This is a genomic window from Actinoplanes oryzae, from assembly GCF_030757795.1.
Taxonomy (GTDB): domain Bacteria; phylum Actinomycetota; class Actinomycetes; order Mycobacteriales; family Micromonosporaceae; genus Actinoplanes.
This window is the reverse complement of record NZ_JAUQWH010000015.1, coordinates 1-24393: the sequence shown is the minus strand read 5'-3', so window position 1 is coordinate 24393 and position 24393 is coordinate 1. Positions and strand designations below refer to the sequence as shown.

Sequence of the window (24393 nt, the reverse complement as noted above, 5' to 3'; positions counted from 1 at the left end):
AAATCAGGACCGGTGTATCACTCTAGGGTGTTGCGACCGCTTCAGGAGGCCGTGCACGGTTTCGGGGTGCCTCCGGACGTGAAGGTGCTCAGCGCGGTCAGGGCGTCGTCCACCGTCGCCACCCGCGCCATCGGCAGGCCGTCGACGGAGTTCTTGAGAGCCTCGGCACAGTTGTCGGCGGGCACGAGGAAGATCTGGGCGCCGGCCTGCTTGGCCCCGACCAGCTTCTGGGGGATGCCGCCGATCGGGCCGACGTTGCCCTCGTCGTCGATGGTGCCCGTACCCGCGATGATCTTGCCGCCCGTGAGGTCCTCGGGCTTGAGCTTGTCGATGATGCCCAGCGTGAACATGAGCCCGGCGCTCGGGCCGCCGATCTCGTCGAGGTCGATCGCGACGGTGAAGGGGTGCGGCTGCTTCTTGTCGATCGAGACGCCGATCCGCGGGGTCTTGCCGTCCTCGGCCGCCTTGGTCGTGATCTTCGCGGTCGCGGACTTGCCGCCACGCGCATAGGTGACGGTCAGCGCGGTGCCCGCGGGTTTGGCCTGGACCAGCTCGGTGAGCTTCTCGGGGCTGGTGACCTCGGTGCCGTCGACGGCGGTGATGACGTCGTCCTTCTGCAGGACCCCGGTCGCCGCGCCGTCGGCTGCGACCTCCGTCACGTACGTCTGGATGGGGTAACCGAGCTCGCGCAGCGCGACCGTCTCGGCACTGGTCTGCGAGGACTTGAACTCCTCGGCGTTCTGCTGCTCGGTCTGCTGCTCGCTCTGGTCCGGCGGATAGATGAGGTCGCGCGGCACGACCGCCTGCTCGTCGCTGAACCAGCCCCGGATCGCCCACACCAGCTCGACGCTCGGCTGCACCCCGACGGTGGTCAGCCGCAGCTGCCCCGCGCTGGTGGAGGTCTGCGCCTTCGTCACCTGGATGACCTCTTTGCCGTTGTCCGAACCGAGCGTGTTGACGGTCGGACCGGGCTTGAGCACGACGTAGGGCAGGGGGAAGGCCATGACTCCGACTGCCAGCAGTGCGGTGATCAGGGCGCCGAGGATGACGGTGACACCGCGACGTCTCATGCGCGTGACCGTACCAACCGTCCCTGAGTTCTCTCTGAGCTGACACCGGCATGGCGCATTTGCGGGCTTGACGCGCGTACGGTTGAGGACGTGCCTGATATCCCGTTCGGCTTCAGCCTGCCGGGCGCCCAGCCGCCCGATCCCTCCGACCCGCAGCAGATGCAGCAGTTCATGAATCAGCTGCAGCAGATGTTCGCCGCGCCCGGAAGTGGCCCGGTCAACTGGGATCTGGCCCGCCAGGTGGCGGCCAGCCAGCTGAGCGCGACCGGCGACCCCGCGGTGAGCATGTATGAGCACAGCGCCGTCACCGAGGCCCTGCGCCTCGCCGACCTGTGGCTCGACCCGGCGTCCGCGATGCCCTCCGGCATCCGCGACGCGACAGCGTGGAACCGCAACGAGTGGGTCTACAACACGCTCGACGTGTGGAAAAAGCTCTGCGACCCGATCGCCGGCCGCATGGTCGGCGCGATGGGCGACCTCGTGCCCGAGGAGGCCCGCGCGCAGCTCGGCCCGATGCAGTCGATGGTCGCCACGCTCGGCGGCGCGCTCTTCGGCGGCCAGCTCGGCCAGGCGCTGGGCCAGCTCGCCGCGGAGGTCCTCTCGGCGGGCGACATCGGTCTCCCGCTCGGCCCGGCCGGCACCGCCGCGCTGATCCCGGCCAACATCAAGACCTACGGCGACGGCCTCGAGATCCCCGAGGACCAGGTCCGGCTCTACGTCGCCCTGCGCGAGGCCGCCCACCAGCGCCTCTTCCAGCACGTGCCCTGGCTCCGGGCGCACGTGCTCAACGCGGTGGAGACCTATGCGAGCGGCATCACGGTCAACCGCGAGGCGATCGAGGAGGCGATGAGCCGCGTCGACCCGAGCGATCCCGAGTCGATGCAGGCCATGGCGCTCGAGGGCATCTTCACGCCCGAGGACACGCCGCAGCAGAAGGCGTCGCTCGCCCGCCTCGAGACCGTGCTCGCGCTGGTCGAGGGCTGGGTCGGCCACGTCGTCGACCTGGCCGCGGGCGACCGCCTGCCGTCGGTGGTCCAGCTGGGCGAGGCGTTCCGCCGGCGCCGGGCCGCGGGTGGGCCCGCCGAGCAGACGTTCGCCGCGCTGGTCGGCCTGGAGCTGCGCCCGCGCCGCCTGCGCGAGGCGGGCGCGCTGTGGGTGGCGGTCACCGAGGCCCGCGGCGTGCAGGGGCGCGACGCGCTCTGGGAGCACCCCGACCTGCTGCCGACGGACGAGGACTTCGCCGACCCGCAGAAGTTCGCCACGGCCACGAACGACTGGGACATCTCCGAGCTGGAGGGGCTGGACGGCGACGGCGACGGCAACGACGCCAAGTAGGGCCGGCCGGTCAGCCGCCCAGCAGGGTGCGGGTGTTCTCCCAGCCTTCGAGGGCCATGTCGAGGGTGGCGAGGTCGGCCGGGCCGCGCAGGCGCCGCCACTCGGGGGTCGACTCGATGAGGCTGGGCTGGGGTGCGCCCCGCCGGGCCGTCATCGGGGTGGCCGTGTCGAGGTCGAGGTCGGCCAGCCAGGCCGGGGCGGGCAGGTTCGCGGCGACCGCGAGCAGGCCGCCGTCCCGGCCGGCGGGGGCCACGGCGACGGGCTTGCTGCCCAGCGGCCGGAGCAGCTTGCCCAGGATCATCCCGGGCAGGTCGGCGGCGTCGGCGGCGAGCACGGCGCCCTGGTCGAAACCCTCCTCGGCCGCCCGGCGCAGCACCGGCAGCACGGTGGCCGTCGGGACCTCGTAGATCGGCGTGCCCGGCCAGGCGATCTCCTCCGCCAGCGCGAGATCGTCCCGCACGGCCGCGATGGCCGGCTGCGCCTCCGCGAGCCGGGCCAGCAGGTCGACGACGTCCTCGGCCAGGGCGGCACGCCACTTCGCCAGGTCGACGCCCGGCGGACTCCAGGTCACCGGCGTCAGGAGGGCCACCACGACTCGTCTGGTCACCCCAGCAGGCTAGCTCCGTCCGCCCGGTCAGTCGTCGGCGAGGACCAGGCCGGTGGCCGCCGAGATGCCCTCGAGGTAGCCGCGGGCGCGTTCCGCCTTCGGATAGCGGCTGACGAGCTCCCAGAAGGCGGCGCTGTGGCTCGGGACGACCAGGTGGGCCAGCTCGTGCAGGAGCACGTAGTCGATGACCCAGTCCGGCATCTCCTGGATCCGGTGCGAGATCCGGATGGTCGCGTCGTCCGGGGTGCACGACCCCCAGCGGCCGTTCTGGTTGGTGACCCATCGCACGCTGGCCGGGTGCACACGGCTCTCGTGATCGGGCAGATAGCGGGTGATCAGCCTGCGGGCCCGGATCAGCAACTCGCTGTCCGTGCGCTGCACGCGCTCCTCACGGGCGGCCAGGCGAGCGAGCATCCGCGCGACCCACTCGGACTCCTCGGCGCGCGAGAAGCGGTCGGGGATGAGGACGACGACCCGCTCGCCCTCCCGGTACGCGGACACCGTGCGACGGCGACGCTGACTGCGCCGCACTTCGACGACAGGCTTGCGCGTCCTGGCCATTACCGGCTCGCGCAGCCCAGACTCGGCTTCACATTGCGACGTTAATCGGTCGGGCCCAGGTCGCCGCAAGGGTACGGCAAATGACACGCGCCCTAAATGTGAGCAACGTCCCGTAAAATCCGAAAATATTTTCCACGAGCGCAACACAGGGCCGGTCGGACCCAGGCTAACCCGTCATAGGCGATACCCCCAACCGCCCCAGGACAACCAAGATCCTCTTTTGCCCCGGGCGCCTCTCCATGATCTTTTTCGCGTGAATCGCCTTCGCCATTCGCCGATCATGACCCTCGAAGGTCACGCCTCGCGCTCCTTGCCTCCCCCCGCCGGCCCGACCAGCCCGGCTGCGGAAATCCGGCAAAAGCCACCATGAGATACGCCACATCGAGTCACGCCGCCCGGAGAAGCACGTCTGGCGCCCAAGTCGCCGCAGAACGCCCGAAATTCGCCCTGCGCGGTGTCCCGGAAGTCCCTTTCCTGCCGTTCTGAAGTAATTCGTCGGCGTGTCCACCCCAATCTGCCCGATATGGGTCATCCGGGCGGGCAAACTCACGACGTCGACGACACCGCCGACGCCGCGCTGACATGGAAAGGGCCGGACGTGGGTAGTGTCCGCCCCTGGCGGGGTGGCCATATCCGCTGGTCGCGGAGCGGTCCAGCGCCGAACACAGAATCGCGGCTGCCGCCGCGAACACGCCTGGAAGCGGTCGAGGTCGCCGATCCGATCGCAACCGAGGCACCGGGCCGACCCGGCCGACAACATGACGAGGAGGAACCGTGGCCGACAACACGTACAACGGCTACTGCGTGAAGTGCAAGGAGAAGCGCGACTTCCAGGGCACTGTCGAGGTCTCGAAGACCGGCATGAACATGGCCAAGGGCAAGTGCCCGGTCTGCGGCACGACGGTCAACCGCATCCTGGGCAAGGCCAAGGCCTGATCGCTGCTCCCCAGCTTGCGGGGAACCGCCGACGGCGGGAACGGTCATCGATCGCTCCCGCCGTCGCCACGCCGGCATTGAAGTAGCCGAATCACAACTCCCTGTAGTTATCCACCGCACTCCGCAGCCTGTGGATAACTCGGGACATCCTGTGGATAACAGAGGACGAGCCCGTGCAGCCCTGTGGACAACGAAAGCAGCGCGCACGGCGGACGTGACAACGTGTCACGCATGACGCGCCCCTCCCTGCACCGACCCACCCTGCTGCCGGGGCTCCCGCGCATCTGGCGCGGCGTGCACACCTTGCAGCTGGGGCTCGATCCCGCCTATGCCGTCCTCGTCGATCTCCCCGACCCTGTCGTGGCCCACCTGCTCGACCTCCTCGACGGCACCCGCCCCGAGCGGGCGATCGTGCAGGCCGCGGCCGACATGGGCATCTCCCTGACCGAGGCCACGACGCTCCTCGACGTCCTGCACGAGGCCGGCCTCGTCGTCCCGGCCCAGCGGCTCCTTCCGCCCACCCTCGACGTGGCCGGCCGGCGCCTCCTGTCGGGGGAGGCCACCGCCCTGGCCCTGCGCCCGCCCCGGCTGAGCCGCCGCCCGCCCTCCCGCGGCCTGACCGCCAGCCCCGCCTCCCTGCTGCGCAAGCGCCACCAGGCCAAGGTCGTCGTCGCCGGCCGCAGCCGCCTCGCCGCCGGCGTCGCGGTCGCCCTCGCCCAGGCGGGCGTCGGCCACGTCCACGCCGACCTCTCGGGCACGGTCACCGACGAGGATCGCATCACCGCTCCCCTTCCCGCGGCCGCCGTGGGCACGCCCCGCGTCACGGCCGTCCCCGAGGCCGTCGAGGCGGCCGCACCCGGCACCGACATCCGGGCGATCCGCGGCGGCAACGCCTCCCTGATCGTCCAGTTCGCCCCCGACAAGCCCGTCGCCCTGCTGGCCCTGGCCCACCTCCAGCGCCGCCGGCCCTACCTCCCGGTCGCCGTCCGCGAGGCCATCACCGTGATCGGGCCGCTGGTCCCCGCCACCGGCCGTCCCTGCCTCAACTGCCTGGTCCTGCATCGCAACCAGCGCACGAGCGAAGCCCTCCGCCTCCTCCCGCCCTTCTCGACGGCCCGTCCCGTCCCCGCACCGAGCCGCTCCGATCCGGATGCGATGCCACCCCCGGGCGCCTCTGCGTCACCTGTCCCCGCTTCCGCCCGGTTCTCCGACGAGCCGCCGCCACCGATCCCGATGCAGGACCGGCCCGTCGACAGCCCGCCGGACGCTCGCGGGCCGGCTCAGGTCGTCGGGAGCCCGCCGCCGCCCGCCGTGTGGCCGAACGGGCACACGGCCATGGACGACCCCTACGCCGTGCCCAACCAGCGCCCCGGGCAGGAGCCGCTCAGCGTGGCCGGCGCCTGGGCCGCGGTCGGCCATGTGGTCGCCGAGGCCCTGATGTTCCTCGACGGCGGCGAGCCCGAGTCGCTCGGCGCCGAGATCGAGATCTGGTCCCCGGGCCGCGTCCGCCGCCGCAGCTGGGCAGCCCACCCCCACTGCGCGTGCGCCGCACCCCGCCGCCGGCTGTGACGGAGAAGACTCCAGCGCCTCGCATCGCGCCGCCGGTCGCACCCGCTGCCGGCGGTGGGCATGAGCAAAAACGACAGAGGAGGTGCAATGCGGGGATACCGGGCGAGCGATCGGGCAGTGCCCGCAGTCGAGGAGGTCGATCGCCGTCATGTCGGTCACAATGATCTGGTGAGCGATATACCGCGTCGTGCGGCGTCCCGGACAGCCAAGCTCGCTGCGCTGCCGCTCGGCTTCGCCGGGCGCACCGTGCTCGGGCTGGGCAAGCGGGTCACCGGCATCGCGACCGACGTCATCTCCGCCGACATCCAGCAGCGCACCGCCGAGCAGCTGTTCAGCGTGCTCGGGCAGCTCAAGGGCGGGGCGATGAAGTTCGGCCAGGCCCTGAGCGTGTTCGAGGCGGCCATGCCCGAGGAGATGGCCGGCCCCTACCGCCAGGCGCTCACCAAGCTTCAGGAGGCCGCCCCGCCGATGCCCACGGCGAGCGTGCACAAGGCGCTGGCCGAGCAGCTGGGTCCGGACTGGCGCGACAAGTTCGCCGAGTTCGACGACATCCCCGCCGCGGCCGCCAGCATCGGCCAGGTGCACCGGGCCGTGTGGAAGCTCCCGCCGTCCCGCAAGGGGGCGAAGCCGAAGACGCTGCCCGTCGCGGTCAAGATCCAGTATCCGGGCGCCGGGGAGGCGCTGATCGCGGATCTCAAGCAGCTCGGGCGGCTCGCCGGGATGTTCAAGGTGATCCAGCCCGGCATGGACATGAAGCCGCTGCTCACCGAGCTGCGGGAGCGGGTGACCGAGGAGCTCGACTACGCGATGGAGGCGGAGACCCAGAAGGCCTTCGCCGCCGCGTTCGCCGGTGATCCCGAGATCTTCGTCCCGCGCGTGGTGGCGTCCGCGCCCAAGGTGCTGGTCTCGGAGTGGGTCGAGGGCCGGCCGCTGGCCGGCGTGATCAGCGACGGCACCGAGGCGGAGCGCGACGAGGCCGGCCGGCTCATGGCTGTCCTGCACTTCTCCGCGCCCGCGCGGGCCGGGCTGCTGCACGCCGACCCGCACCCCGGCAACTTCCGGATCCTGCCCGACGGCCGGCTCGGGGTCATCGACTTCGGCGCCGTGGCCCGCCTGCCCGACGGGCATCCCGAGCCCATCGGCCGCCTGGTCCGGCTGGCCCTCGAGGGCGACGCCGCCGGGGTCGCGGACGGGCTGCGCGAGGAGGGCTTCATCCGCCAGGACGACGACCTCGACGCCCAGGGCGTGCTCGACTTCCTGCTCCCCATGCTCGCGCCGGTCGCCGCCGACGAGTTCCGCTTCACGCGCAGCTGGATCCGCGCCGAGGCCACGCGCCTGTCGAGCCCGCGCTCCCCCGGCTTCCAGCTGAGCCGCAAGCTCAACCTGCCCCCGTCCTACCTGCTCATCCACCGGGTCACCCTCGGCTCGATCGGCGTTCTCTGCCAGCTCGAGGCCAAGGCGCCCTACCGCGCGATCCTGGAGAAGTGGCTGCCCGGCTTCGCGCCCGTCGCCTGAGCGGAGGCGACCGCGCCGACGGAAGCAGCGGCGGCAAGAGGGCGGACCGGCCGTACGTGTCGCGTGACCACTCCGCCAGGTCCAGGGGGTGGGGGTCGGCGGAGCGGCGTGCAGCAGCGCGAGCCGGCAGGCCGTGGGACGTGAGGGCGCCGGGAGAGGTCAGACGGCGGAGACCCCGCCCGCGGCGGGCGCCACGGACGGGGTCTCTCGACAGGGGGTAAGGATCAGTAGCGTCCGCCCAGTTCGCGCGCGGCCCGGTGACGGGCCTCCATGGCTACCTGGCGAGCGGGACGGTGTGCCTCAGGAGTGTGGTCGGCCTGAGGCCGACGCATTCGGGCACGGGCCAGCGCTTCTTGGATGAGTTTCACCTTCGGGGCTCCGTTCAGCGACATCTCGGTTTCCGGCTTCTTCACTAGGGACTGGGGAACGGTGGTCATGTCAGGCCGCCAGGCGGACCGAGTTGCGGGACTCGAGGCCGGTGGCCGCGAGCCGCTCCTCCACCTCGACCGCGAGCTCGGCGTCGCGCGCGACGTCGACCTTGCGCGGGCGGCCGCGGGGCCGCTTGCGGGGCACGACGGCTCCGCGCTCGAAGATCTCGCCGCCCCAGACTCCCCAGGGCTCGGCCCGCTCGACCGCGCCGGCGAGGCACTCGACGCGCAGCGGGCAGTCCCCGCAGAGCGACTTGGCCAGCTCCAGCTGGGCCGGGGAGTCCGAGAACCACAGGTCCGGGTCGAACTTCCGACAGGGCAGGTTCGCCTCGATCTCGACGGTCACGTCGAGCGAAGCCAGCGCCAGACTCATAAAGCCCGGTCACCTCTCTCTTGAATCGATCTGGTGGATCGTTTTCCGTGCCGGCGGGTAGGCCGGCAAAAAATTAAGGCCGCGGATCCCGGTTACGGGTTCCGCGGCCTCGAGGTGAGCCGGAGGTCTGAGTCGATCAGACCGGCCTTCCTCGAGGCGGGACACCGCGGGCATCTCCCGTGCGACGCTTCATCGCGAGGTCGAAGCCATTGCTGCCCTTGAACCCGGTGGTGCCATTGGTGCCCGTGGTGCTGATGCCGCCGCCGTAGGAGCCGCCGCCGACGATCGCCAGTTCCTGACCCAGCTCGGCCTGGACCGGGGCCTGGTAGACGTCGGAGACCTGGTGCGCCCCTGCAACGAGAGCCCGCTCCGCGGCCACGATCTCCACGGAGGAGACCGGAGCCCGCTCGGCGGCCAGGATCTCCACGGAGGAGACCTGGGCCCGCTCGACCACCGGAAGCGCCACGGGGGCGGCAGCCGGCAGCACGGCGACCGGGGAGACCGGCAGCCACGACGCGGACGGAGCGCACGCGGAGAACGGCAGCGACGCCGACGGACGCTCGATCGTGGTGATGAGCCTCATCGTGTTCACTTCCCTTCTCCGTGTTGGTGGTGCACTCGATCGTTGTCCCTGGTGAGCAGGCCGCTCGACCAGGTGTGAACTGAGGCTATGCGCTCCGCCGGGGCGAGGCAAACGAATTAACGGCCCAGTTTTCAAACTTTTCCGGATCCCGCAACGCGCCTCTCGAAGAGCCGGGCGACGCGCCCCCACAGGGTCTCACGAAGCGGGCCGCCGCGGTGCCCCGTCAGGCGCCGCCCACAGCCCCTTCCACGAGGGCGAAGACCGCCTCGCCGTACTGGCCCAGCTTCCGGGGCCCGATCCCCGCGATGGCCAGCAGCTCCGGCGGCGTGGTGGGGCGCCGTTCGGCGATGGCCACGATCGTCGCGTCGGTGAAGACGACGTACGCAGGGACTTTCTGCTCCGCCGCGGTCCGCGCGCGCCACGCGGTCAGCCGCTCGAACAGCTCCTCGTCCAGGTCGGACGGGCAGGTGGCGCAGCGGCCCAGCTTGCGGTCGGTGCCGTTGAGCAGCGTGGTGCCGCACACCCGGCACGACACGATGACCACGCGCCGGTTGACGGGTTTCTGACTGCCGGCCGCGCCCGCCTTCTCGAAGGTGCGGTGCCGCGTGTCGGTGAGCTGGGGCAGGAACCGGCACGGCCGCCTGGTCCGGCCGCCGTTGCCCCGCAGCTGCCCGTACGACAGCCAGAGCCACTCCCTCGCCCGGGTGACGCCGACATAGAGCAGGCGGCGCTCCTCCTCGAGCTGCTCGGGGGTCTTCGCGTACGCGGTCGGGAGCGTGCCGTCAGCGAGCCCGACCAGGAACACGGCGTCCCACTCCAGCCCCTTGGCGGAGTGCAACGAGGCGAGCGTCACGCCCTCCACGGTCGGCGCGTGCTGCTGCTCGGCCCGGCGCGCCAGCTCCTCGGTGAAGGCGGCGAGTGTCACGTCCCGCTGCACCGCGCCCGCCTGGCCTATCGGCTCCACGACGGGGCTCCGGGCGTACTCCTCGGCAAGCGTGACCAGGGCGGCGAGTGCCTCCCACTGCTCACGCTGCGCACCGCCCGGCGGGGGCTGCGAGCGGGACCACCCGGTCGCCGCGAGGGCGTCGACCACCGCTTCCACCAGGGGGGTCTCGCCGGGCGTCGACCGTACGGCCGCCCGCAGCGCCACCATCGCCTGCCGCACCTCGGTCCGCTCGAAGAACCGCTCGGCGCCCCGCACGACATAGGGCACCTGGGCCTCGGCCAGAGCCTCCTCGTACGCCTCCGACTGCGCGTTCACCCGGAACAGAATCGCGATCTCACTCGCCGGGGTCCCCGCCGCGAGCAGTTCCTTGCACCGGCGCGCCACGGCAGCGGCCTCGGCCGGCTCGTCCGGGAAGATCTTGAGATCCGGCTCGGGTCCGGGCTTGCGCTGGCCGACCAGCTCGAGGCGCAGTTTCGCCTCGGTGCCGCGGGCCTGCTTGATGACGGCGTTGGCGAGCCCGACCACCTGCGGCGTGGAGCGGTAGTCCCGGGTGAGCCGCACCACGACGGCCTCGCGGCGCTGCCGGGGGAAGTCGATCAGGTACGACGACGTGGCCCCGGTGAACGAGTAGATCGTCTGCGACGCGTCGCCCACCACGGTCAGGTCGTCGCGCCCGCCGAGCCACGCGTCGAGCAGCCGCTGCTGCAGCGGGTTGACGTCCTGGTACTCGTCGACGACGAAGTGCCTGTACTGGGAGCGGACCTGCTCGCCGACGTCCGGGTGCTCCTCGATGCCCCAGACCGCGGCCCGCAGCAGGTCCTCGAAGTCGATGACGCCCTGCTGCCGCTTCAGCTCCTCGTAGGCGGCGAAGATCTCGGCGACCTTCGCCACGTCCGCCGGGGGCTCGCGGAGCGCCTTGGTGGCCGCCACGGCGTACTCCCCGGGCTCGACCAGGGACGACTTGGCCCACTCGAGCTCGCCGGCCAGGTCCCGGGCGACGGTGCGGTCGGCGCGCAGACCGGCGCGGGTCGCCGCGAGGGCGACCAGCCGGGCCTTGCTCTCCACGAGCTCGGGCATCGCGCGGCCCTGCAGCAACCGGGGCGCGAAGTAGCGCACCTGGCGCAGCGCGGCGGCATGGAACGTGCGCGCCTGCACCCGCCCGGCGCCCAGCTCGGTGAGCCGGGCGCGCATCTCGGCGGCGGCCCGTGCGGTGAAGGTCACCGCGAGGACGTGCCGGGGACTGATCTCGCCCGAAAGAGTGCGATAGGCGATCCGGTGGGTAATAGCCCGTGTCTTACCTGTTCCGGCCCCGGCCAGGATGCAGACCGGCCCCGCGGGCGCGGTCACCGCCTTACGCTGGTCGGGGTCGAGCCCGGCAAGAACACGTTCCGCTGTCACAACCGGGAATCATGACACCGTCGCCGGTCGTTTCACGGGATGGCACAGTGCCATGTGACTTCTTCGAAGGGACCAGACCGATGCTGACCATGTACTCGACGCCCTGGTGTGGTTACTGCCACCGGCTCAAGTCGCAGCTCGACCGGGAAGGCATCGCGTACGACGTCATCGACATCGAGCAGGACCCGGCCGCCGCCACCTTCGTCATGAGCGTCAACGGCGGCAACCAGACCGTCCCCACGATGAAGTTCGACGACGGCACCACGATGACCAACCCGTCGATCGTGCAGGTCAAGGAGCACCTGGCCGCGGCCAGCGCCTGAAGACCCGGCTCGGGCGCTGGCTGCGGCCAGCGCCTGAGGACCCGGCCCGGACGCCCGCGCGCCGGGCCGGGGCTCAGGACCTCAGCCAGGTCTCGATCAGGTAGAGCGCGATCGAGGACCGCATCGGCAACCCGACGCCCGGGAGACCGCCGTCGATCATGGCGGCGATCTCCGTGCGGGTGAACCACCGCGCTTCGTCGATCTCGGCCGGGTCCAGCACGAACGGCTGCTCCGCGTCCGCCGACGCGGTGAAGCCCAGCATCAGCGAGCCCGGGTAGGGCCACGACTGGCTGCCCTCGTAGCGCAGGGCGCGCAGCCGGATGCCGACCTCTTCGCGCACCTCCCGCACCACCGCGGCCTCGGCCGACTCGCCCGGCTCCACGAACCCGGCGAGGCACGAGAAGCGCCGCACCCCGCCGACGGCCGGCCAGTTGGCGTTGTGGCCGAGCAGGCAGCGCCCCTCCGGCCCGGCCACCCCGTCGTGGACCAGCACGATCATCGCCGGATCGGTGCGCGGCCACATCTGCCGCCCGTCCGGGTCGACCCGCACCCAGCCGCCGTCGGTGACGGTCGTCGGCTGCCCGCTGCGCGGCGAGAACCGGTGCGACGCGTGCCAGTTGCCCAGCGCCGCCGCGGTCGTCAAGATCCCGGCGTCGCGCGGGTCGAGCCGGTCGCCGATGTCCCGCAGGGTGCGTGCCTCGGCCCCCTCCGGGGCCTGCGGCAAGGGCGACGACACCGCGAAGACGGGTACGCCGAGAGCGTCGACGCCCAGGAAGAGCCGCTCCCCCTCGGGCGCGGCATCGGCCCCCACGAGCACCAGCGACGGCTTGTCCGTCACGAGCACCTTGCCGCCGTCCGCGATGTCGATGACGAGGACGAGCCCGGTGCGCCAGGCGTCGTCCAGCCAGGCCTGGTCCGTACGGCGCTCGGCCGCCCTGTCCAGGGTCGTGCGCGCGAGCGGCGGGCCGTCGAGGCCGGGCTGCTCGGCGATGTCGGGCTGCTCCGCGGTGCTCACTCGGCGGTGCGCTCCACGCTCGTGAGGGCGCTCAGCGGTCCCTCAACCAGCTCCGCGTCGCCGAGCACCACGGTGACGGCCCGGGCGGGCGCCAGGTATTTCGCGGCCGCCTCGGCGACCTGCTCGCGGGTGACGGCCGCCAGCGCCGCCGAGTGCGCGGTGAGATAGTCCAGGCGCAGCCCGAAGCTGGCGTAGATGCTGGCCAGCCCGGCGAGCCCGGCCTGGGTGGACATGCTCAGGCGCAGGGTGCCGAGGGCGTACCTGCGGGCCTGCTCGAGCTCCTCCTCACCCGGCGGCAGGCTGGCGATCCTGCCCAGCTCGTAGATCGTCTCCAGCAGCGCGGGGCCGGTGACCTCGGTCGCCACCTCGGCCGCGACGACCAGCGTCGAGCCGGCGATGAAGTGCTCGATCGAGGTGTGCGGGCCGTAGGTGTAGCCCTTGTCCTCGCGGATGTTCTCCACCCAGCGCGACGAGAAGTAGCCGCCGAAGACCATGTTGGCGAGCTGCAGCGCCGGATGGTCGGGGTCGGTGCGCGGCACGGCCGGCAGGGCCATGCGCAGCGACGACTGCACCGAGCCGGGCCGGTCGACGAGCAGCAGCGGGCCGGGCTCCAGCGGCGGGGCGGGCGGGACGGTGCTGTCCTTGCCGGTGCCCTTCCAGCCGCTCAGCGCCCGCTCGGCGGCGTCGATCGCCTTCTCCGGGTTGATGTCGCCGACCAGCACCAGCACGGCGCCCTCGGGGCGGACCCGGTCGGCGTGCAGCGCCCGGAGCTGGGCCGGGCGGACGCCCTTGACCTGCTCGGGCGTGGGCGTCTGCACCGCGTACGGGTGGCGGCCGAACACGCGCTCCAGCAGCGCCGTGCGGGCCAGGTGCGCCGGCTGGCTCTGCGCGACCTGGATGTGGTCCACGAGCCGGTCGCGCTCGGTGCCGACCTCGTCCGCCGGGTACGCCGGCTCGGTGAGCACCTCGGCGAGGATGTCCAGCATCCGGTCGAGCCCGGAGACCAGCGAGTTGCCGGTGACGAGCAGCCGGTCGGGGTCGAGCCCGGCCGAGAGCCCGCCGCCGACGGTCTGCAGCTCGGCAGCGATGTCGATGCTCGACATGGACGTCGTGCCGGTGAACAGGGCCTGGGAGAGCAGCGTGGCGCGGGCCAGCGGCGCCCGGCCGAAGGGCACCCGCAGCCGCAGCTCGACCAGGGGAACGCTGGGCCGGCGTACGGCGATGACGGTCAGGCCGGTGCCGAGGGTGCGCTCGGCCTGCTTGGGCAGTCTGATCTTCGAGTCCGGCACGAGGTCCGGCAGAGTGTGCTTGGTCACTGGTTCGCTCCTGCAACGACCTCGACGGTGGCGCGGCTCTCGGGCCGCAGGGCGGCGGCGGCCGCGACGATCTGCTCCTCGGTGACCTCGCCGACCAGCCGGGGCAGCTCGTTGAGCAGCTCGGGGCGGCCGCGCTGCAGCTCCAGCACGGCCATCGGCAGGGCCCGCCCGAGCACCGCGTCGGTGTCGCGCAGCAGGTGCGTCGCCATGCGGGCCTGGGTGCGGGCCAGCTCGCCGGGCGCGAGCCCGCCGGTCGCCAGCCGGTCGAGCTCCTCGTCGACCACGCGCAGCACCTTGTCCGCGTCGCCGCCCGGGGGCATGTGCGCCTGCAGCAGCAGCGCGGTGGGGTTGCGCACCTGGTACTCGTCGCCCATGAAGCCGATGTAGCCCCCGATGCTGGTCACGATGCGGTCCCGCTGGACCAGCCGCTCGACCAGCCGGGACGCGTCGCCGTCGGTGAGGACCTCGGCCAGCACGACGTACGGCAGATAGTCGCCGAAGGCGTTGACCGGGTCGGGCACCCGCCAGCCGGACGCGACCGCGGGCAGGGGGGCGAGCTTGTCGACATAGCTCTCCCGGCGCTCGGCGGTCAGCCCCGGCTCGTCGAAGCCGGGCAGCTCGGGCCGGGGCCGGGCCGGGACGTCGCCGAAGTGGCGCTGGATCAGCTCGGTCGCCGTGGCCACGTCGAAGTCGCCGGCGACGGCCAGGGTCGCGTTGCCCGACGCGTAGTACTTCCGGAAGAACTCCGCGGCGTCGTCGACCGTGGCGCTCTCCAGGTCGGTGAAGGAGCCGTAGCCGTCGTGGGCGTTGGGGAACGTCTCGAACATCACCGCCGGCAGCTTGAGCCAGGGGAACCCGCCGTAGGGCCGGTTGAGGACGTTGACCCGGATCTCCTCCTTGACCACGTCCACCTGGTTGCGCAGGTTCTCCTCGGTGAGGCGGGGGCCGCGCATCCGGTCGGCCTCGAGGAAGAGCGCCCGCTCGAGGGCGCCGGAGGGCAGCACCTCGAAATAGTCGGTGTAGTCGAGGTGGGTCGAGCCGTTGAAGCTGCCGCCGGCGCCCTGCACGTGCCGGAAGTGCGCGAGCTTCTCCAGATTTTCCGAGCCCTGGAACATGAGGTGCTCGAAGAGGTGGGCGAAGCCCGTGCGCCCCTCCGGCTCGGAGCGGATGCCGACGTCGTAGACCACGGCGACGCCGACCACGGGGGCACTGCGGTCGGGCGTGAGGACCACCCGCAAGCCGTTGTCGAGGGTGAGCCGTTCGACCGGATACTTCGTCGCGGGAATCTTCACTTTGCGCGCCACTGGTCGAATCTATCCCGCCGTCCTGCCGGCGGCTCGCCTGTCACGGCGTGGTGCGCCTCGCAACCGGGTGACTTTGCGTACCCCAGCGCTCTCAGGATGCGGTCAGGGGTTGACGCGCCATCCCCACCTCGTCCACTATTCCCATCCAACAGATAGAGAAAGCCGACTTTGCGCTCCGCCGGACCGGGAGGACATGCCACATGTACGTCTCGGCACGCACCGATTACGCCGTCCGGGCCATGCTGACCATCGCGTCCGAGCAGCCCGGCCTGGTCAAGGCCGCCACGCTGGCCGCGGCCCAGGACATCCCGCTGAGCTTCCTGCAGGGCATCCTGCTGGACCTGCGCCGCGCCGGGCTGCTGCACAGCCACCGGGGCGTCGACGGCGGCTACGCCCTGGCCCGGCCGGCCGAGCACATCACCGTCGGTGACGTGGTCCGGGCGGTCGGCGGAGCACTCACCACCGTTCGCGGCCTGCCCACCGCCACGACGACGTACCACGGGGTCGCGACCGGCCTCCGCGACGTCTGGGTGGCGGTGGAGGAGGCCATCGAAGGCGTCGTCGATCACCGCACCCTTGCGCAACTTTTTCAGAAAGAGAGTTCCGGATGCGCTCCCGTACCCTCCGTGCGCTAGCCGTCGCAGCATCTGCCCTCGTGGCCGCGGCCACGCTCACCGCCTGCGGCGGCGACGACGAGGGCGCCTCGGCCAGTGGCGAGGCGGGCACCATCCGCCTCGGCTACTTCCCGAACATCACCCACGCGCCTGCCCTGGTCGGCGTCAAGAACGGCCTCTTCCAGCAGTCGCTCGGCAGCACCAAGCTGGAGACGAAGACCTTCAACGCCGGCCCGGCCGCGATCGAGGCGCTGTTCTCCGGCGCGATCGACGCCACCTACATCGGGCCCAACCCGGCCATCAACGGCTGGGCCACCTCCAAGGGCACCGCGCTGAAGATCATCGCGGGCAGCACCTCCGGCGGCGCCGGCCTGGTCGTCAAGGAGGGCATCAACAGCCCCGCCGACCTCAAGGGCAAGAAGATCGCGACGCCGCAGCTGGGCAACACCCAGGACGTCGCGCTGCGCGCCTGGCTCAAGGAGAACGGACTCAACGCCGACCAGCAGGGCGGCGGCGACGTCTCCGTGCTGCCGCAGGACAACGCGACCGCCGTGCAGGCCTTCGCCCAGGGCGCGATCGACGGCGCCTGGGTGCCCGAGCCCAACCTGAGCCGGATGGTCCAGGAGTCCAAGGGCAAGATCCTGGTCAACGAGAAGGACCTGTGGCCGAACGGCCAGTTCGTCACCACGCACCTGATCGTCAGCCAGGAGTTCCTGAAGAAGTACCCGGCGACGGTCAAGAAGCTGCTGCAGGGCCACGTCGCGGCGGTCAAGTACATCAAGACCGACAACGCCGGCGCCCAGAAGGCCGCCAACGAGCAGATCGCGGCGCTCTCGGGCAAGCCGCTCAAGGACGAGATCCTGGCCGCGGCGTTCAAGAACCTCGAGTTCACGAACGACCCGATCGCGTCGTCGCTCTTCACCAGCGCCAAGCACGCCGAGGACGTCGGGCTGCTCAAGCCGGTCGACCTCAAGGGCATCTACGACCTGGGCCCGCTGAACGAGGTGCTGACCGCCGCGGGCGAGCCCGCCGTCAGCGACTCCTGACCGGTTGAGGGGCAGAAGCTCATGACCATGCTCTCCGTACGCAGCGACCAGGCTGTCGTCAGCCTCGACAGCGTCTCCAAGCAGTACGGCAGCGGCAGCAACGCCCTGCTCGCACTGGACAAAGTGTCGCTGACCGTGAACAAGGGCGAGTTCGTCTGCCTGCTGGGCGCGTCCGGCTGCGGCAAGAGCACGCTCCTGTCCCTCGTCGCGGGTCTCGACACCATCAGCGGCGGCACCCTGGACATCGGCGGGCGGCACGTCTCGCTGATGTTCCAGGAGGCCGCCCTCTTCCCCTGGCTCTCGGTCGCCGGCAACGTCGAGCTGCCCATGCGGCTGCGCGGCGTCGGCAAGGCGGAGCGCAAGCAGCGCGCCGAGGAGCTGCTGGAGATCGTGCGGCTCAAGGGCTTCGGCGCCAAGCGGCCGCACGAGCTCTCCGGCGGCATGCGCCAGCGCGTGGCCCTGGCCCGCGCGCTGGCCCAGGAGGCCGACATCCTGCTCATGGACGAGCCGTTCGGCGCGCTCGACGCCATGACGCGCGACATCCTGCACGACGAACTCGAGCGCATCTGGCGCGAGCAGCAGCTGACGGTGCTGTTCGTCACGCACAACGTGCGCGAGGCCGTCCGGCTCGGCGACCGGGTCATCCTGCTGAGCAGCCGGCCCGGCCGCGTCATCGAGGACTTCCCCGTCACCCACGAGCGGCCCCGCCGCATCGACTCCCCCGAGGTGGCCGGGCAGGCCGCCGAGATCACCGACCGGCTCCGCGCGGAGGTCGCCCGTCATGCAGGCTGAGGTTCCCACGCAGACCCCCGATCACCGCACCGGCTCCGACCGGGCCGGGGACGCCGCCGCGAACCGGGTGGCCGGCCTCGACGCGCTCGAGCGCTCCGGGCGTACGGACAAGGGGTCTGCCGGTAAGCGCATCTGGCGCAGCGCCTGGCCCAAGCTCCTGGCCATCGCGATCGTGCTGCTCGCGTGGCAGTCGGTCGTGTGGGCCGAGTGGAAGCCGGTCTACGTGCTGCCCGGCCCGGTCACCGTCTTCGAGGACCTGGGCGACCTGATCCGGACCGGCGACTTCTGGAGCGGCGTCGGGCTGACCATGACCCGCGCGGCGACCGGCTTCGCGCTGGCCGTGCTGATCGGCACCATCGTGGGCGCGGCGGTCTCCCGCTTCGCCCCGCTGCGCGCCGCCATCGGCTCGCTGATCACCGGCCTGCAGACCATGCCGTCGATCATGTGGTTCCCGCTGGCCATCCTGCTCTTCCAGCTCAGCGAGAGCGCCATCCTCTTCGTCGTGGTGATCGGCGCCGCGCCCTCGGTCGCCAACGGCCTGATCAGCGGCATCGACTACGTGCCCCGGACCTGGCTGCGGGTCGGGCAGGTGCTCGGCATGTCGGGCTTCGCCAAGTACAGGCACCTGATCCTGCCCGCATCGCTCCCGTCGTTCATCTCCGGGCTCAAGCAGGGCTGGGCGTTCTCCTGGCGCAGCCTGATGGCCGGCGAGCTGCTGGTCATCGTGCCGGGGGCGCTGTCGATCGGCGTACGCATGCAGCAGGCGCGCGACCTCAGCGAGACCTCGCTGGTCATCAGCTTCATCATCGTGGTGCTGGTGATCGGCATCCTGATCGACGTGCTCTTCAACGCCGCCGACAACGCGCTGCGCAAGCGCTGGGGTCTCACCGGCTCCTAGAGCGGCCGGACGCTCGCGAGAACCTGGGCGATGACCGGCTCGAACTGGGCGTGCGTGTTCGGGATCGAGATGTAGAGGACCGCGGCGGTGGGCTTGCCGACGTCGATGACGGCGACGGCCGAGCGCTCCGCCGTGGCCCGCAGCCCCGGCGACTGGAAGTGCAGCCGGAACTCGCTCAGATAGGCCGGGCGCCCGCCCAGCGTCGTCAGCTCGTCGCGCAACTGCTCGATCGTGTTCGGCTGCGGGTAGTACTCGGCGCGCACATCGGCGGCCACCTGCCGGCCCACGCACTCGAGGTTGAGGGTCACCGCGTCGTTCTCCGCCGCCGGCACCGCGGCGGACAGGATCGACGCATGGTACGTGCCGCCGCTGTACTGCTCGGTGACGAAGTGCTGACCCACCTTGTACGGCACCTCGAGCGTCCCGGCCCGCCAGACCGTGGTCCACGTCTCCCAGGGGGCGCCGAACTTCTCGTACGAGATCCCGGCCTCCTCGTCGGCCGTCCGCTCCCCCGCCGCCGGAGGCGCCGGCTGCGCCGGGGCGGGCGACGGGTCCTCGGGGATCGTCGTGGGCGCCGGGCACATCTGGGCGAGCGGCGGGCGTACGTCGGTGGGGGCCGACGCCTTGCCCGAGAACGCGTCCCCGCCCGACGACAGCGCCACGATCAGGATGATCGTCAGACCGACGGCGACGATGGCGCCCGCTATCCCGCCGAAGAGCAGCATCTGCCGGCGGCGGCGCCGGGGCGCATCCTCGCCGGGCTGCTCAAGCGGGGTCTCGGGGGCCGGCGGCTCGATCGGCGGGACGCCGGTCACCGTGCCGGACGCCCACGGGCCGCCCGGCCGGGACCAGGCGGGCGGGGTCGGCTCGGACATCATCCCAGTGAACACCACCGCCGAGGGTCATGGGACATCCGCCTTGTCTCAACCGGCGGCCACGGCGGGGTCGGCCGGGGGCACGGTGTGGACGACGGCGGCACCGGCGTGACCGGCCGGCTCGTACCACGGGGTGAAGGCAACGGCCGAGACCAGGACGAGGCCGAGCACGGCCAGCGCGAGCACGATGGCGAGCTCGCGGCGTGCGGACACGGGCTTCATGCAGGGCCTCCCGGAAGTGCCGCCGCAGGGTTTCCCTCAGCGTGAACCCCCGGGCGCCTCGGCGCAGTCACCCTTAAGACGCATCAGCAGCCGATTTCGTTGCACCGGCTCACAGGAAAGATACAACCGCGGGGGCTACCGTAATGCGATGGAAATCGTGTACCCCCCGGTCATCGGTCTCGCGAAGACGATGTTCCGCGTGCTCGACCTGCGCATCCAGGTCGACGGCGCGCACCACGTGCCCACCAGCGGCGGGGCGGTGCTCGCGAGCAACCATGTCAGCTACCTCGACTTCATCTTCTGCGGCCTGGGCGCCCAGCCGGCCAAGCGGCTCGTCCGGTTCATGGCCAAGAAGTCGGTCTTCGACCACAAGTTCAGCGGCCCCCTCATGCGCGGCATGCGGCACATCCCGGTCGACCGCAAGGCCGGCACCGGCGCCTTCCGCGAGGCGGAGGAGGCCCTGCGCAACGGCGAGGTCGTCGGCGTCTTCCCCGAGGCCACGATCAGCGAGTCCTTCACCGTCAAGGCCCTCAAGTCGGGGGCGGCCCGCCTAGCCCACGCGGCCAAGGTGCCCCTGATCCCGATGGCCGTCTGGGGCCCCCACCGCCTCATGACCAAGGGCCACAAGAAGGAGCTCACCAAGCGTCACGTCCCGGTCCTCATCAAGATCGGCGAGCCCATCCCGACGCCGGCCGACGCCACCGCGGACGCCACGACGCTCGCGCTGCACCAGCGGCTGACCGCGCTGCTCGACGCGGCGCAGCGGGAGTATCCGGAGCAGCCGGCCGGGCCGGACGATCGGTGGTGGCTGCCGGCGCACATGGGCGGGACGGCTCCGCTGCCGGAGACCGCGGGCGGGACGGCACGCCTCCAGACCGGCGGAGCCTGACCACGCCGACACGCGACGCCTGACCACGCCGACGCGCGGCGGCCGACCGCGCCGGACACGCGGCGCCTGACAACGCCGGACGCGCTGGCCGACCGCGCCGGAGACGCGGCGCCTGACAACGCCGGACGCGCTGGCCGACCGCGCCGGACGATCGCAGACGGCGGACGCCGGGCGACCGCGCCGGACGGGGGGCAGACGACCGCGCTGGACGGGCGCCGGACGGGCGGCGATGCATCGTGGGCCTTCGCGGCTCTCGGCTGCGGGCGGCGACGTGACGTTCAGACGGACCGGGACGGCGCGACGGCGGCGCGGGGACAGCGCGCGGGCGACGGCGCCGGCGCGGCACACCGGGCGACGGCGGCACGGCACACGGGCGATGGCGGAGCGGACGGCGGCGGGGCGACGGCGGCTGGGCGCGCGGGCGGCACGGCACACGGGCGACGGCGGCGGGGCGACGGCGGCTCGGCAGCGGCACGGCGCGCGGGCGACGGCGGCACGGCGCGCGGGCGACGGCGACGGCGGCTCGGCGCGCGGGCGACGGCGACGGCGGCTCGGCGCGCGGGCGACGGCGACGGCGGCTCGGCGCGCGGGCGACGGCGGCACGGCGCTCGGCCGGGCGAGTGCGGCGACGTGGCACTCGACCGGCCGGGCGACGGGGTGATCCTCCTCGGCCGGGCGGCGGGCGCGCGGCGGGGAGGATCGAAAGCGGCGACGCCGGCACCCCGCTCTCGGGTGCCGGCGTCGGGCGTCAGCGCAGGGGCTGGACTCAGACGGCGCGGATGTTCGCGGCCTGCGGGCCCTTCTGGCCCTGGGTGACCTCGAACTCCACGCGCTGGTTCTCGTCCAGGCTGCGGTAGCCGGACATCTGGATCGCGGAGAAGTGGGCGAAGACGTCGGCACCGCCGTCGTCAGGGGTGATGAACCCGAAGCCCTTGTCCGCGTTGAACCACTTCACAACGCCGGTAACCATGCTCGTCTCCTCGACGGTCGATCGCTCCTGGCCATTATGGACGGGAGCGAGGTGGTAAGACCCGCTTTCTGTGGGTCTCGTGTCGCCGTACTGATCGCCCGTACCGGAGAAACCCGGGTTACGACAAAGAGCGCCTCGGGCAGACTTCCCCACAGGCGCTCCTGAGTACTTGGGAACCAAACTGACAACGCTTGGGAGCCTAGCACGGAAAGGGGGGTTCGCCCGTGATCAGCATGCAATTGGCCCGGCAGCTCAGGGAGGCCGGGCTGGAGTGGAAACCGGGCCCCGGGGACCGGTTCGCGATCCCGGATCGGGACCTCGACGAGGACGTGTTCGTGCTGAGCAACATGACGATCGAGGTGCACACGCTGCCCGAGGGCCGGGTGATCGGCTTCAACGGCACGACCGAGTGGGCGCTCGACGACGTGGAGCTGGACGAGGCCCTGTGGCTGCCGCGGGAGGACCAGCTGCGGGAGCTGCTCGGCGCGACGTTGCAGGCCCTGCGGCGGACCGGCGCGGGGTGGGAGGCGGACATCACTCTGCTGGGTGAGGACCGTGCGTTCGCCGCGGCCACGGTGGAGGAGGCGTACGCGGCGGCTCTCCTGCACCTGCTGGCCGCAGCGGGCCTCTGAGGACGGACTTTCGCACCGATCGCGGCGCGTGGCGGCGGCCTTGGAAAGGTCAGCGAAGCGACGCAGCCGCGGAAGGATCCCTAGATCAGCGGGAGGTCGGTGATCAGAGCGGCCAGGCCGTCGGCGTCGAGGAGGTCGGCCGGGCGCACGGTGACCCCCTCCCGGACGTAGTGGAAGCCCGCCCGCACCCGGCTGACCGGCACCCCGGCGAGGGTCGCCCACGCCATCCTGTACGCGGCCAGCTGCACCGTGGCAGCCGCCGCGTCCGCCGTGGCGGGGCGCCGGCCGGTCTTCCAGTCGATCACGTCGTAGCGGCCGCCCGGCTCGGCGAACACGGCGTCGATGCGGCCCCGGAGGACCACGCCCGCCACGGTGGTGGCGAAGGGCACTTCGACTTCGAGAGGGGTACGGCCGGCCCACTCGCCCGCCAGGAACGCCTCCTGCAGCGCGGCCAGCTCCTCGTCGGCGGCCCCGTCGTCGTCGGCCGCGCCGGGGAGCTCGTCGAGGTCGAGCAGGCGCACGGCGCCGTAGCGCTGTTCGAGCCAGGCGTGGAAGGCCGTGCCGCGCCGGGCCTGCGGGGCCGGGCGGTGCGGCAGGGGCCGCCGGAGCGTACGGGCCAGGAGTTGCGGGTCCCGCCGCAGCACCACGAGCTGCGACACGGACAGGTGCGACGGGATCGCGACGTCGAGGGGGCCCTCGCGGCGGGCGCGTTCCTCCCGCTCGGCGAGTAGGAGGGCGGCCTCGCGGCGCCAGCGTTCGATATCGGGGTCCGGCGGCTCGGCGCCCCCGGCCGCGGCGTCCCCGGCCGCGGCGTCCCCGGCCGCGGCGTCCCCGGGGCCGGCGGGATCGGCGCCCGACGGGGGCAGTCCGACCAGGTCAGCGGCCAGCCCGGCGCGCGCGGCGACCTCGGGATCGGACGCCGCCAGCGCGACGAACTCCGCCGCCGCGGCGGCGGAATCAGCGGCGGCGGAATCAGCGGCGGCGGAATCAGCGGCGGCGGAATCAGCGGCCGCGGCGGTTTCGGAGGCCGCGGCGGCAGCGGTTTCGGCGGCCGCAGCCGCGGCGGTGATCACCGAGGGACTAGCGGGGTCCGGGGCGGCGATCATGCGGCGGATCAGGTCGGCGGCCGCCGCCATGGCCGGGCGGCGGCCGCCGAGCGGGTCCGACGGCCACTCCGCCGAGGCGACCTGCTCGGCGCTCGGGTTGACGGCGTCCGCGGCAGGCTCGGGCGCCCAGTGCTCCACGAGACCCGCCCCTTCCAGGCACGACGCCCGGATCTCGGACAGGAACACCGACGGTCCGCGCGGCCGCTTCACCCCGTCGCCCCACCAGTAGCCGGAGGCGAGCAGGAGCCGGCGGGGCCGGGTCACCGCCACGTACGCGAGCCGGCGCTCCTCCCGCTCGTCGTGCTCCCGCCACGCGCGCCCGAAGGCGGTGAGCGCCGCGTTCACGTCCTTCTGGTCGACGGCCCCGGAGAGGTCGAGCTCCGGCAGGCCGCCGGCGTCCCCGCGCAGGGGGAACGGCAGCACGCCGATGCCGCCCAGGTAGTTGTCCGAGCCCCGGGTCATACCCGGCCACACGTTCCTGGTCAGGCCGGCGACGGAGACGACGTCCCACTCGAGGCCCTTCGCCGCGTGGGCGGTCAGGATCTGCACCGCGCCCTCGACCACGTCGACCTGCCCCGGGGTGAGCCCGCGCTCCTCCTCCTCGGCCGCGTCCAGGAACGCGAGGAAGCCGGCCAGCGTGCCCCCGTCGGTGTCCCCGGCATAGCGGGCGGCCACGTCGCCGAGCGCGTCGAGGTGCCCGCGGGCCAGGCCGGCGTCGCCCGCCGCCCAGCCGCGCACGGCGACCTCGACGTCGAGGCCGATGGTGCGTTCGATGTCGGCGACCAGGTCGGGGAGGGGCTGGTCCAGGCGCTGCCGCAGCTCGGCCAGCTCCCTGCTGTACGCCCGCAGCCGCGCGAAGCCCTCCTGCGAGTACTGCTGCGGCGCCCCGAGGTCGGCCATCGCCTCCACGAGCGTCGCGTCGTCGAGATGGTCGCCCACGATGTCGTCGGGCGGCGGAGGCACGGCGGCGGAAGCGCTCCCAGCGGCGAGCCCGGCAACCGGACCAGCGGCGGGCGCGGCAGCCGGACCAGCGGCGGGCGCGGCAGCCGGACCAGCGGCGGGCGCGGCAG

At 72.4% G+C, this 24393-nt stretch carries 24 protein-coding genes; 11 read left to right on the top strand and 13 right to left on the bottom strand.

What is annotated here, in order from left to right; all coding sequences use genetic code 11:
* Positions 1-41: 41 nt before the first annotated feature.
* A complete protein-coding gene (locus RBH18_RS07845; RefSeq protein ID WP_306205290.1) occupies positions 42-1070 on the bottom strand; it encodes a YlbL family protein in 1029 nt (342 codons plus the stop codon).
* A 90-nt stretch (positions 1071-1160) separates the two neighbouring features.
* On the opposite strand from RBH18_RS07845, the gene RBH18_RS07840 reads away from it, so the two are divergent.
* Positions 1161-2405 carry a zinc-dependent metalloprotease gene (locus tag RBH18_RS07840; RefSeq protein WP_306205289.1) on the top strand — a complete coding sequence of 415 codons (1245 nt, stop codon included), beginning with the start codon at positions 1161-1163 and terminating at the stop codon, positions 2403-2405.
* Between the two features lie 10 nt (positions 2406-2415).
* On the opposite strand, the gene RBH18_RS07835 is transcribed toward RBH18_RS07840, so the two are convergent.
* Entirely contained in the window at positions 2416-3012 is a 597-nt protein-coding gene (locus tag RBH18_RS07835) for a hypothetical protein (protein WP_306205288.1), read from the bottom strand.
* 27 nt (positions 3013-3039) lie between these two features.
* Complete coding sequence (locus RBH18_RS07830; protein ID WP_306205287.1) at positions 3040-3573, bottom strand: M48 metallopeptidase family protein; 534 nt, start codon at positions 3571-3573, stop codon at positions 3040-3042.
* A gap of 774 nt (positions 3574-4347) precedes the next feature.
* Here RBH18_RS07830 and RBH18_RS07825 point away from each other — a divergent pair.
* The 3 genes from RBH18_RS07825 (at position 4348) to RBH18_RS07815 (ending at position 7593) form a co-directional block, all read left to right on the top strand.
* Positions 4348-4509 (top strand): DUF5679 domain-containing protein, encoded by a 162-nt coding sequence (locus tag RBH18_RS07825; protein ID WP_015625326.1) that lies wholly within the window; start codon positions 4348-4350, stop codon positions 4507-4509.
* Positions 4510-4740: 231 nt separating this feature from the next.
* Positions 4741-6078 (top strand): hypothetical protein, encoded by a 1338-nt coding sequence (locus RBH18_RS07820; protein WP_306205286.1) that lies wholly within the window; start codon positions 4741-4743, stop codon positions 6076-6078.
* Positions 6079-6246: 168 nt separating this feature from the next.
* The gene (locus RBH18_RS07815; RefSeq protein ID WP_306205285.1) at positions 6247-7593 is read left to right on the top strand and encodes an ABC1 kinase family protein; all 1347 of its coding nucleotides are present in this window, start codon (positions 6247-6249) and stop codon (positions 7591-7593) included.
* Between the two features lie 438 nt (positions 7594-8031).
* Here the strand turns inward: RBH18_RS07815 and RBH18_RS07810 are convergent, their stop codons facing one another.
* The 3 genes from RBH18_RS07810 to RBH18_RS07800 all read right to left on the bottom strand — a co-directional run bounded on the left by RBH18_RS07810 (position 8032) and on the right by RBH18_RS07800 (position 11321).
* Positions 8032-8394 (bottom strand): WhiB family transcriptional regulator, encoded by a 363-nt coding sequence (locus RBH18_RS07810; protein WP_306205284.1) that lies wholly within the window; start codon positions 8392-8394, stop codon positions 8032-8034.
* A 136-nt stretch (positions 8395-8530) separates the two neighbouring features.
* On the bottom strand, positions 8531-8977 hold the full coding sequence (locus tag RBH18_RS07805; protein ID WP_372338884.1) for a hypothetical protein: 447 nt from the start codon (positions 8975-8977) through the stop codon (positions 8531-8533).
* A 223-nt stretch (positions 8978-9200) separates the two neighbouring features.
* The gene (locus RBH18_RS07800) at positions 9201-11321 is read right to left on the bottom strand and encodes an ATP-dependent DNA helicase UvrD2 (RefSeq protein ID WP_306205283.1); all 2121 of its coding nucleotides are present in this window, start codon (positions 11319-11321) and stop codon (positions 9201-9203) included.
* Positions 11322-11401: 80 nt separating this feature from the next.
* Here RBH18_RS07800 and RBH18_RS07795 point away from each other — a divergent pair, with 80 nt between their 5' ends.
* Positions 11402-11644 carry a mycoredoxin gene (locus RBH18_RS07795; protein WP_306205282.1) on the top strand — a complete coding sequence of 81 codons (243 nt, stop codon included), beginning with the start codon at positions 11402-11404 and terminating at the stop codon, positions 11642-11644.
* Positions 11645-11717: 73 nt separating this feature from the next.
* Here the strand turns inward: RBH18_RS07795 and nudC are convergent, their stop codons facing one another.
* From nudC to RBH18_RS07780, 3 genes are read right to left on the bottom strand one after another with little or no spacing between them, the layout of a single operon-like run.
* The gene (gene nudC, locus RBH18_RS07790; protein WP_306205281.1) at positions 11718-12659 is read right to left on the bottom strand and encodes an NAD(+) diphosphatase; all 942 of its coding nucleotides are present in this window, start codon (positions 12657-12659) and stop codon (positions 11718-11720) included.
* Positions 12656-13975, bottom strand: a complete 1320-nt coding sequence (locus tag RBH18_RS07785; protein ID WP_306205280.1) for a M16 family metallopeptidase — start codon at positions 13973-13975, stop codon at positions 12656-12658. The genes nudC and RBH18_RS07785 overlap by 4 nt, the downstream gene beginning before the upstream one ends.
* The gene (locus tag RBH18_RS07780) at positions 13972-15279 is read right to left on the bottom strand and encodes a M16 family metallopeptidase (protein ID WP_306205279.1); all 1308 of its coding nucleotides are present in this window, start codon (positions 15277-15279) and stop codon (positions 13972-13974) included. The genes RBH18_RS07785 and RBH18_RS07780 overlap by 4 nt, the downstream gene beginning before the upstream one ends.
* A 200-nt stretch (positions 15280-15479) precedes the next feature.
* On the opposite strand from RBH18_RS07780, the gene RBH18_RS07775 reads away from it, so the two are divergent.
* From RBH18_RS07775 to RBH18_RS07760, 4 genes are read left to right on the top strand one after another with little or no spacing between them, the layout of a single operon-like run.
* A complete protein-coding gene (locus RBH18_RS07775; protein ID WP_306205278.1) occupies positions 15480-15914 on the top strand; it encodes an RrF2 family transcriptional regulator in 435 nt (144 codons plus the stop codon).
* Positions 15887-16939: an ABC transporter substrate-binding protein gene (locus tag RBH18_RS07770; protein ID WP_306205277.1), complete on the top strand. Its 1053-nt coding sequence runs from the start codon at positions 15887-15889 to the stop codon at positions 16937-16939. The genes RBH18_RS07775 and RBH18_RS07770 overlap by 28 nt, the downstream gene beginning before the upstream one ends.
* A 21-nt stretch (positions 16940-16960) precedes the next feature.
* Positions 16961-17731 (top strand): ABC transporter ATP-binding protein, encoded by a 771-nt coding sequence (locus RBH18_RS07765; protein ID WP_306205276.1) that lies wholly within the window; start codon positions 16961-16963, stop codon positions 17729-17731.
* A complete protein-coding gene (locus RBH18_RS07760) occupies positions 17721-18629 on the top strand; it encodes an ABC transporter permease (RefSeq protein ID WP_306205275.1) in 909 nt (302 codons plus the stop codon). Before RBH18_RS07765 ends, RBH18_RS07760 begins: the two co-directional genes overlap by 11 nt.
* Here RBH18_RS07760 and RBH18_RS07755 read toward each other — a convergent pair.
* Both RBH18_RS07755 and RBH18_RS07750 read right to left on the bottom strand, forming a co-directional pair.
* Positions 18626-19504: a hypothetical protein gene (locus RBH18_RS07755; protein ID WP_306205274.1), complete on the bottom strand. Its 879-nt coding sequence runs from the start codon at positions 19502-19504 to the stop codon at positions 18626-18628. The two genes, RBH18_RS07760 and RBH18_RS07755, sit on opposite strands and share 4 nt — an antisense overlap.
* Before the next feature lie 48 nt (positions 19505-19552).
* Positions 19553-19726 (bottom strand): hypothetical protein, encoded by a 174-nt coding sequence (locus tag RBH18_RS07750; protein ID WP_306205273.1) that lies wholly within the window; start codon positions 19724-19726, stop codon positions 19553-19555.
* A 148-nt stretch (positions 19727-19874) separates the two neighbouring features.
* Here RBH18_RS07750 and RBH18_RS07745 point away from each other — a divergent pair, with 148 nt between their 5' ends.
* Complete coding sequence (locus RBH18_RS07745; protein ID WP_306205272.1) at positions 19875-20615, top strand: lysophospholipid acyltransferase family protein; 741 nt, start codon at positions 19875-19877, stop codon at positions 20613-20615.
* A gap of 766 nt (positions 20616-21381) precedes the next feature.
* Here RBH18_RS07745 and cspE read toward each other — a convergent pair.
* On the bottom strand, positions 21382-21585 hold the full coding sequence (gene cspE, locus RBH18_RS07740; RefSeq protein ID WP_305785173.1) for a transcription antiterminator/RNA stability regulator CspE: 204 nt from the start codon (positions 21583-21585) through the stop codon (positions 21382-21384).
* A gap of 233 nt (positions 21586-21818) precedes the next feature.
* Here cspE and RBH18_RS07735 point away from each other — a divergent pair, with 233 nt between their 5' ends.
* Complete coding sequence (locus RBH18_RS07735; protein ID WP_306205346.1) at positions 21819-22217, top strand: pilus assembly protein CpaE; 399 nt, start codon at positions 21819-21821, stop codon at positions 22215-22217.
* An 80-nt stretch (positions 22218-22297) separates the two neighbouring features.
* On the opposite strand, the gene RBH18_RS07730 is transcribed toward RBH18_RS07735, so the two are convergent.
* A partial coding sequence (locus RBH18_RS07730) for a PD-(D/E)XK nuclease family protein (RefSeq protein ID WP_306205271.1) occupies positions 22298-24393 on the bottom strand: 2096 nt, incomplete at its 5' end.

Coding starts and splice junctions, on each gene's coding strand:
- RBH18_RS07845 (WP_306205290.1), bottom strand. CDS start 1,070: ATGAGACGTCGCGGTGTCACCGTCATCCTCGGCGCCCTGATCACCGCA.
- RBH18_RS07830 (WP_306205287.1), bottom strand. CDS start 3,573: ATGGCCAGGACGCGCAAGCCTGTCGTCGAAGTGCGGCGCAGTCAGCGT.
- RBH18_RS07820 (WP_306205286.1), top strand. CDS start 4,741: ATGACGCGCCCCTCCCTGCACCGACCCACCCTGCTGCCGGGGCTCCCG.
- RBH18_RS07810 (WP_306205284.1), bottom strand. CDS start 8,394: ATGAGTCTGGCGCTGGCTTCGCTCGACGTGACCGTCGAGATCGAGGCG.
- RBH18_RS07805 (WP_372338884.1), bottom strand. CDS start 8,977: ATGAGGCTCATCACCACGATCGAGCGTCCGTCGGCGTCGCTGCCGTTC.
- RBH18_RS07795 (WP_306205282.1), top strand. CDS start 11,402: ATGCTGACCATGTACTCGACGCCCTGGTGTGGTTACTGCCACCGGCTC.
- RBH18_RS07775 (WP_306205278.1), top strand. CDS start 15,480: ATGTACGTCTCGGCACGCACCGATTACGCCGTCCGGGCCATGCTGACC.
- RBH18_RS07770 (WP_306205277.1), top strand. CDS start 15,887: ATGCGCTCCCGTACCCTCCGTGCGCTAGCCGTCGCAGCATCTGCCCTC.
- RBH18_RS07765 (WP_306205276.1), top strand. CDS start 16,961: ATGACCATGCTCTCCGTACGCAGCGACCAGGCTGTCGTCAGCCTCGAC.
- RBH18_RS07760 (WP_306205275.1), top strand. CDS start 17,721: ATGCAGGCTGAGGTTCCCACGCAGACCCCCGATCACCGCACCGGCTCC.
- RBH18_RS07755 (WP_306205274.1), bottom strand. CDS start 19,504: ATGTCCGAGCCGACCCCGCCCGCCTGGTCCCGGCCGGGCGGCCCGTGG.
- RBH18_RS07750 (WP_306205273.1), bottom strand. CDS start 19,726: ATGAAGCCCGTGTCCGCACGCCGCGAGCTCGCCATCGTGCTCGCGCTG.
- RBH18_RS07745 (WP_306205272.1), top strand. CDS start 19,875: ATGGAAATCGTGTACCCCCCGGTCATCGGTCTCGCGAAGACGATGTTC.
- cspE (WP_305785173.1), bottom strand. CDS start 21,585: ATGGTTACCGGCGTTGTGAAGTGGTTCAACGCGGACAAGGGCTTCGGG.
- RBH18_RS07735 (WP_306205346.1), top strand. CDS start 21,819: ATGCAATTGGCCCGGCAGCTCAGGGAGGCCGGGCTGGAGTGGAAACCG.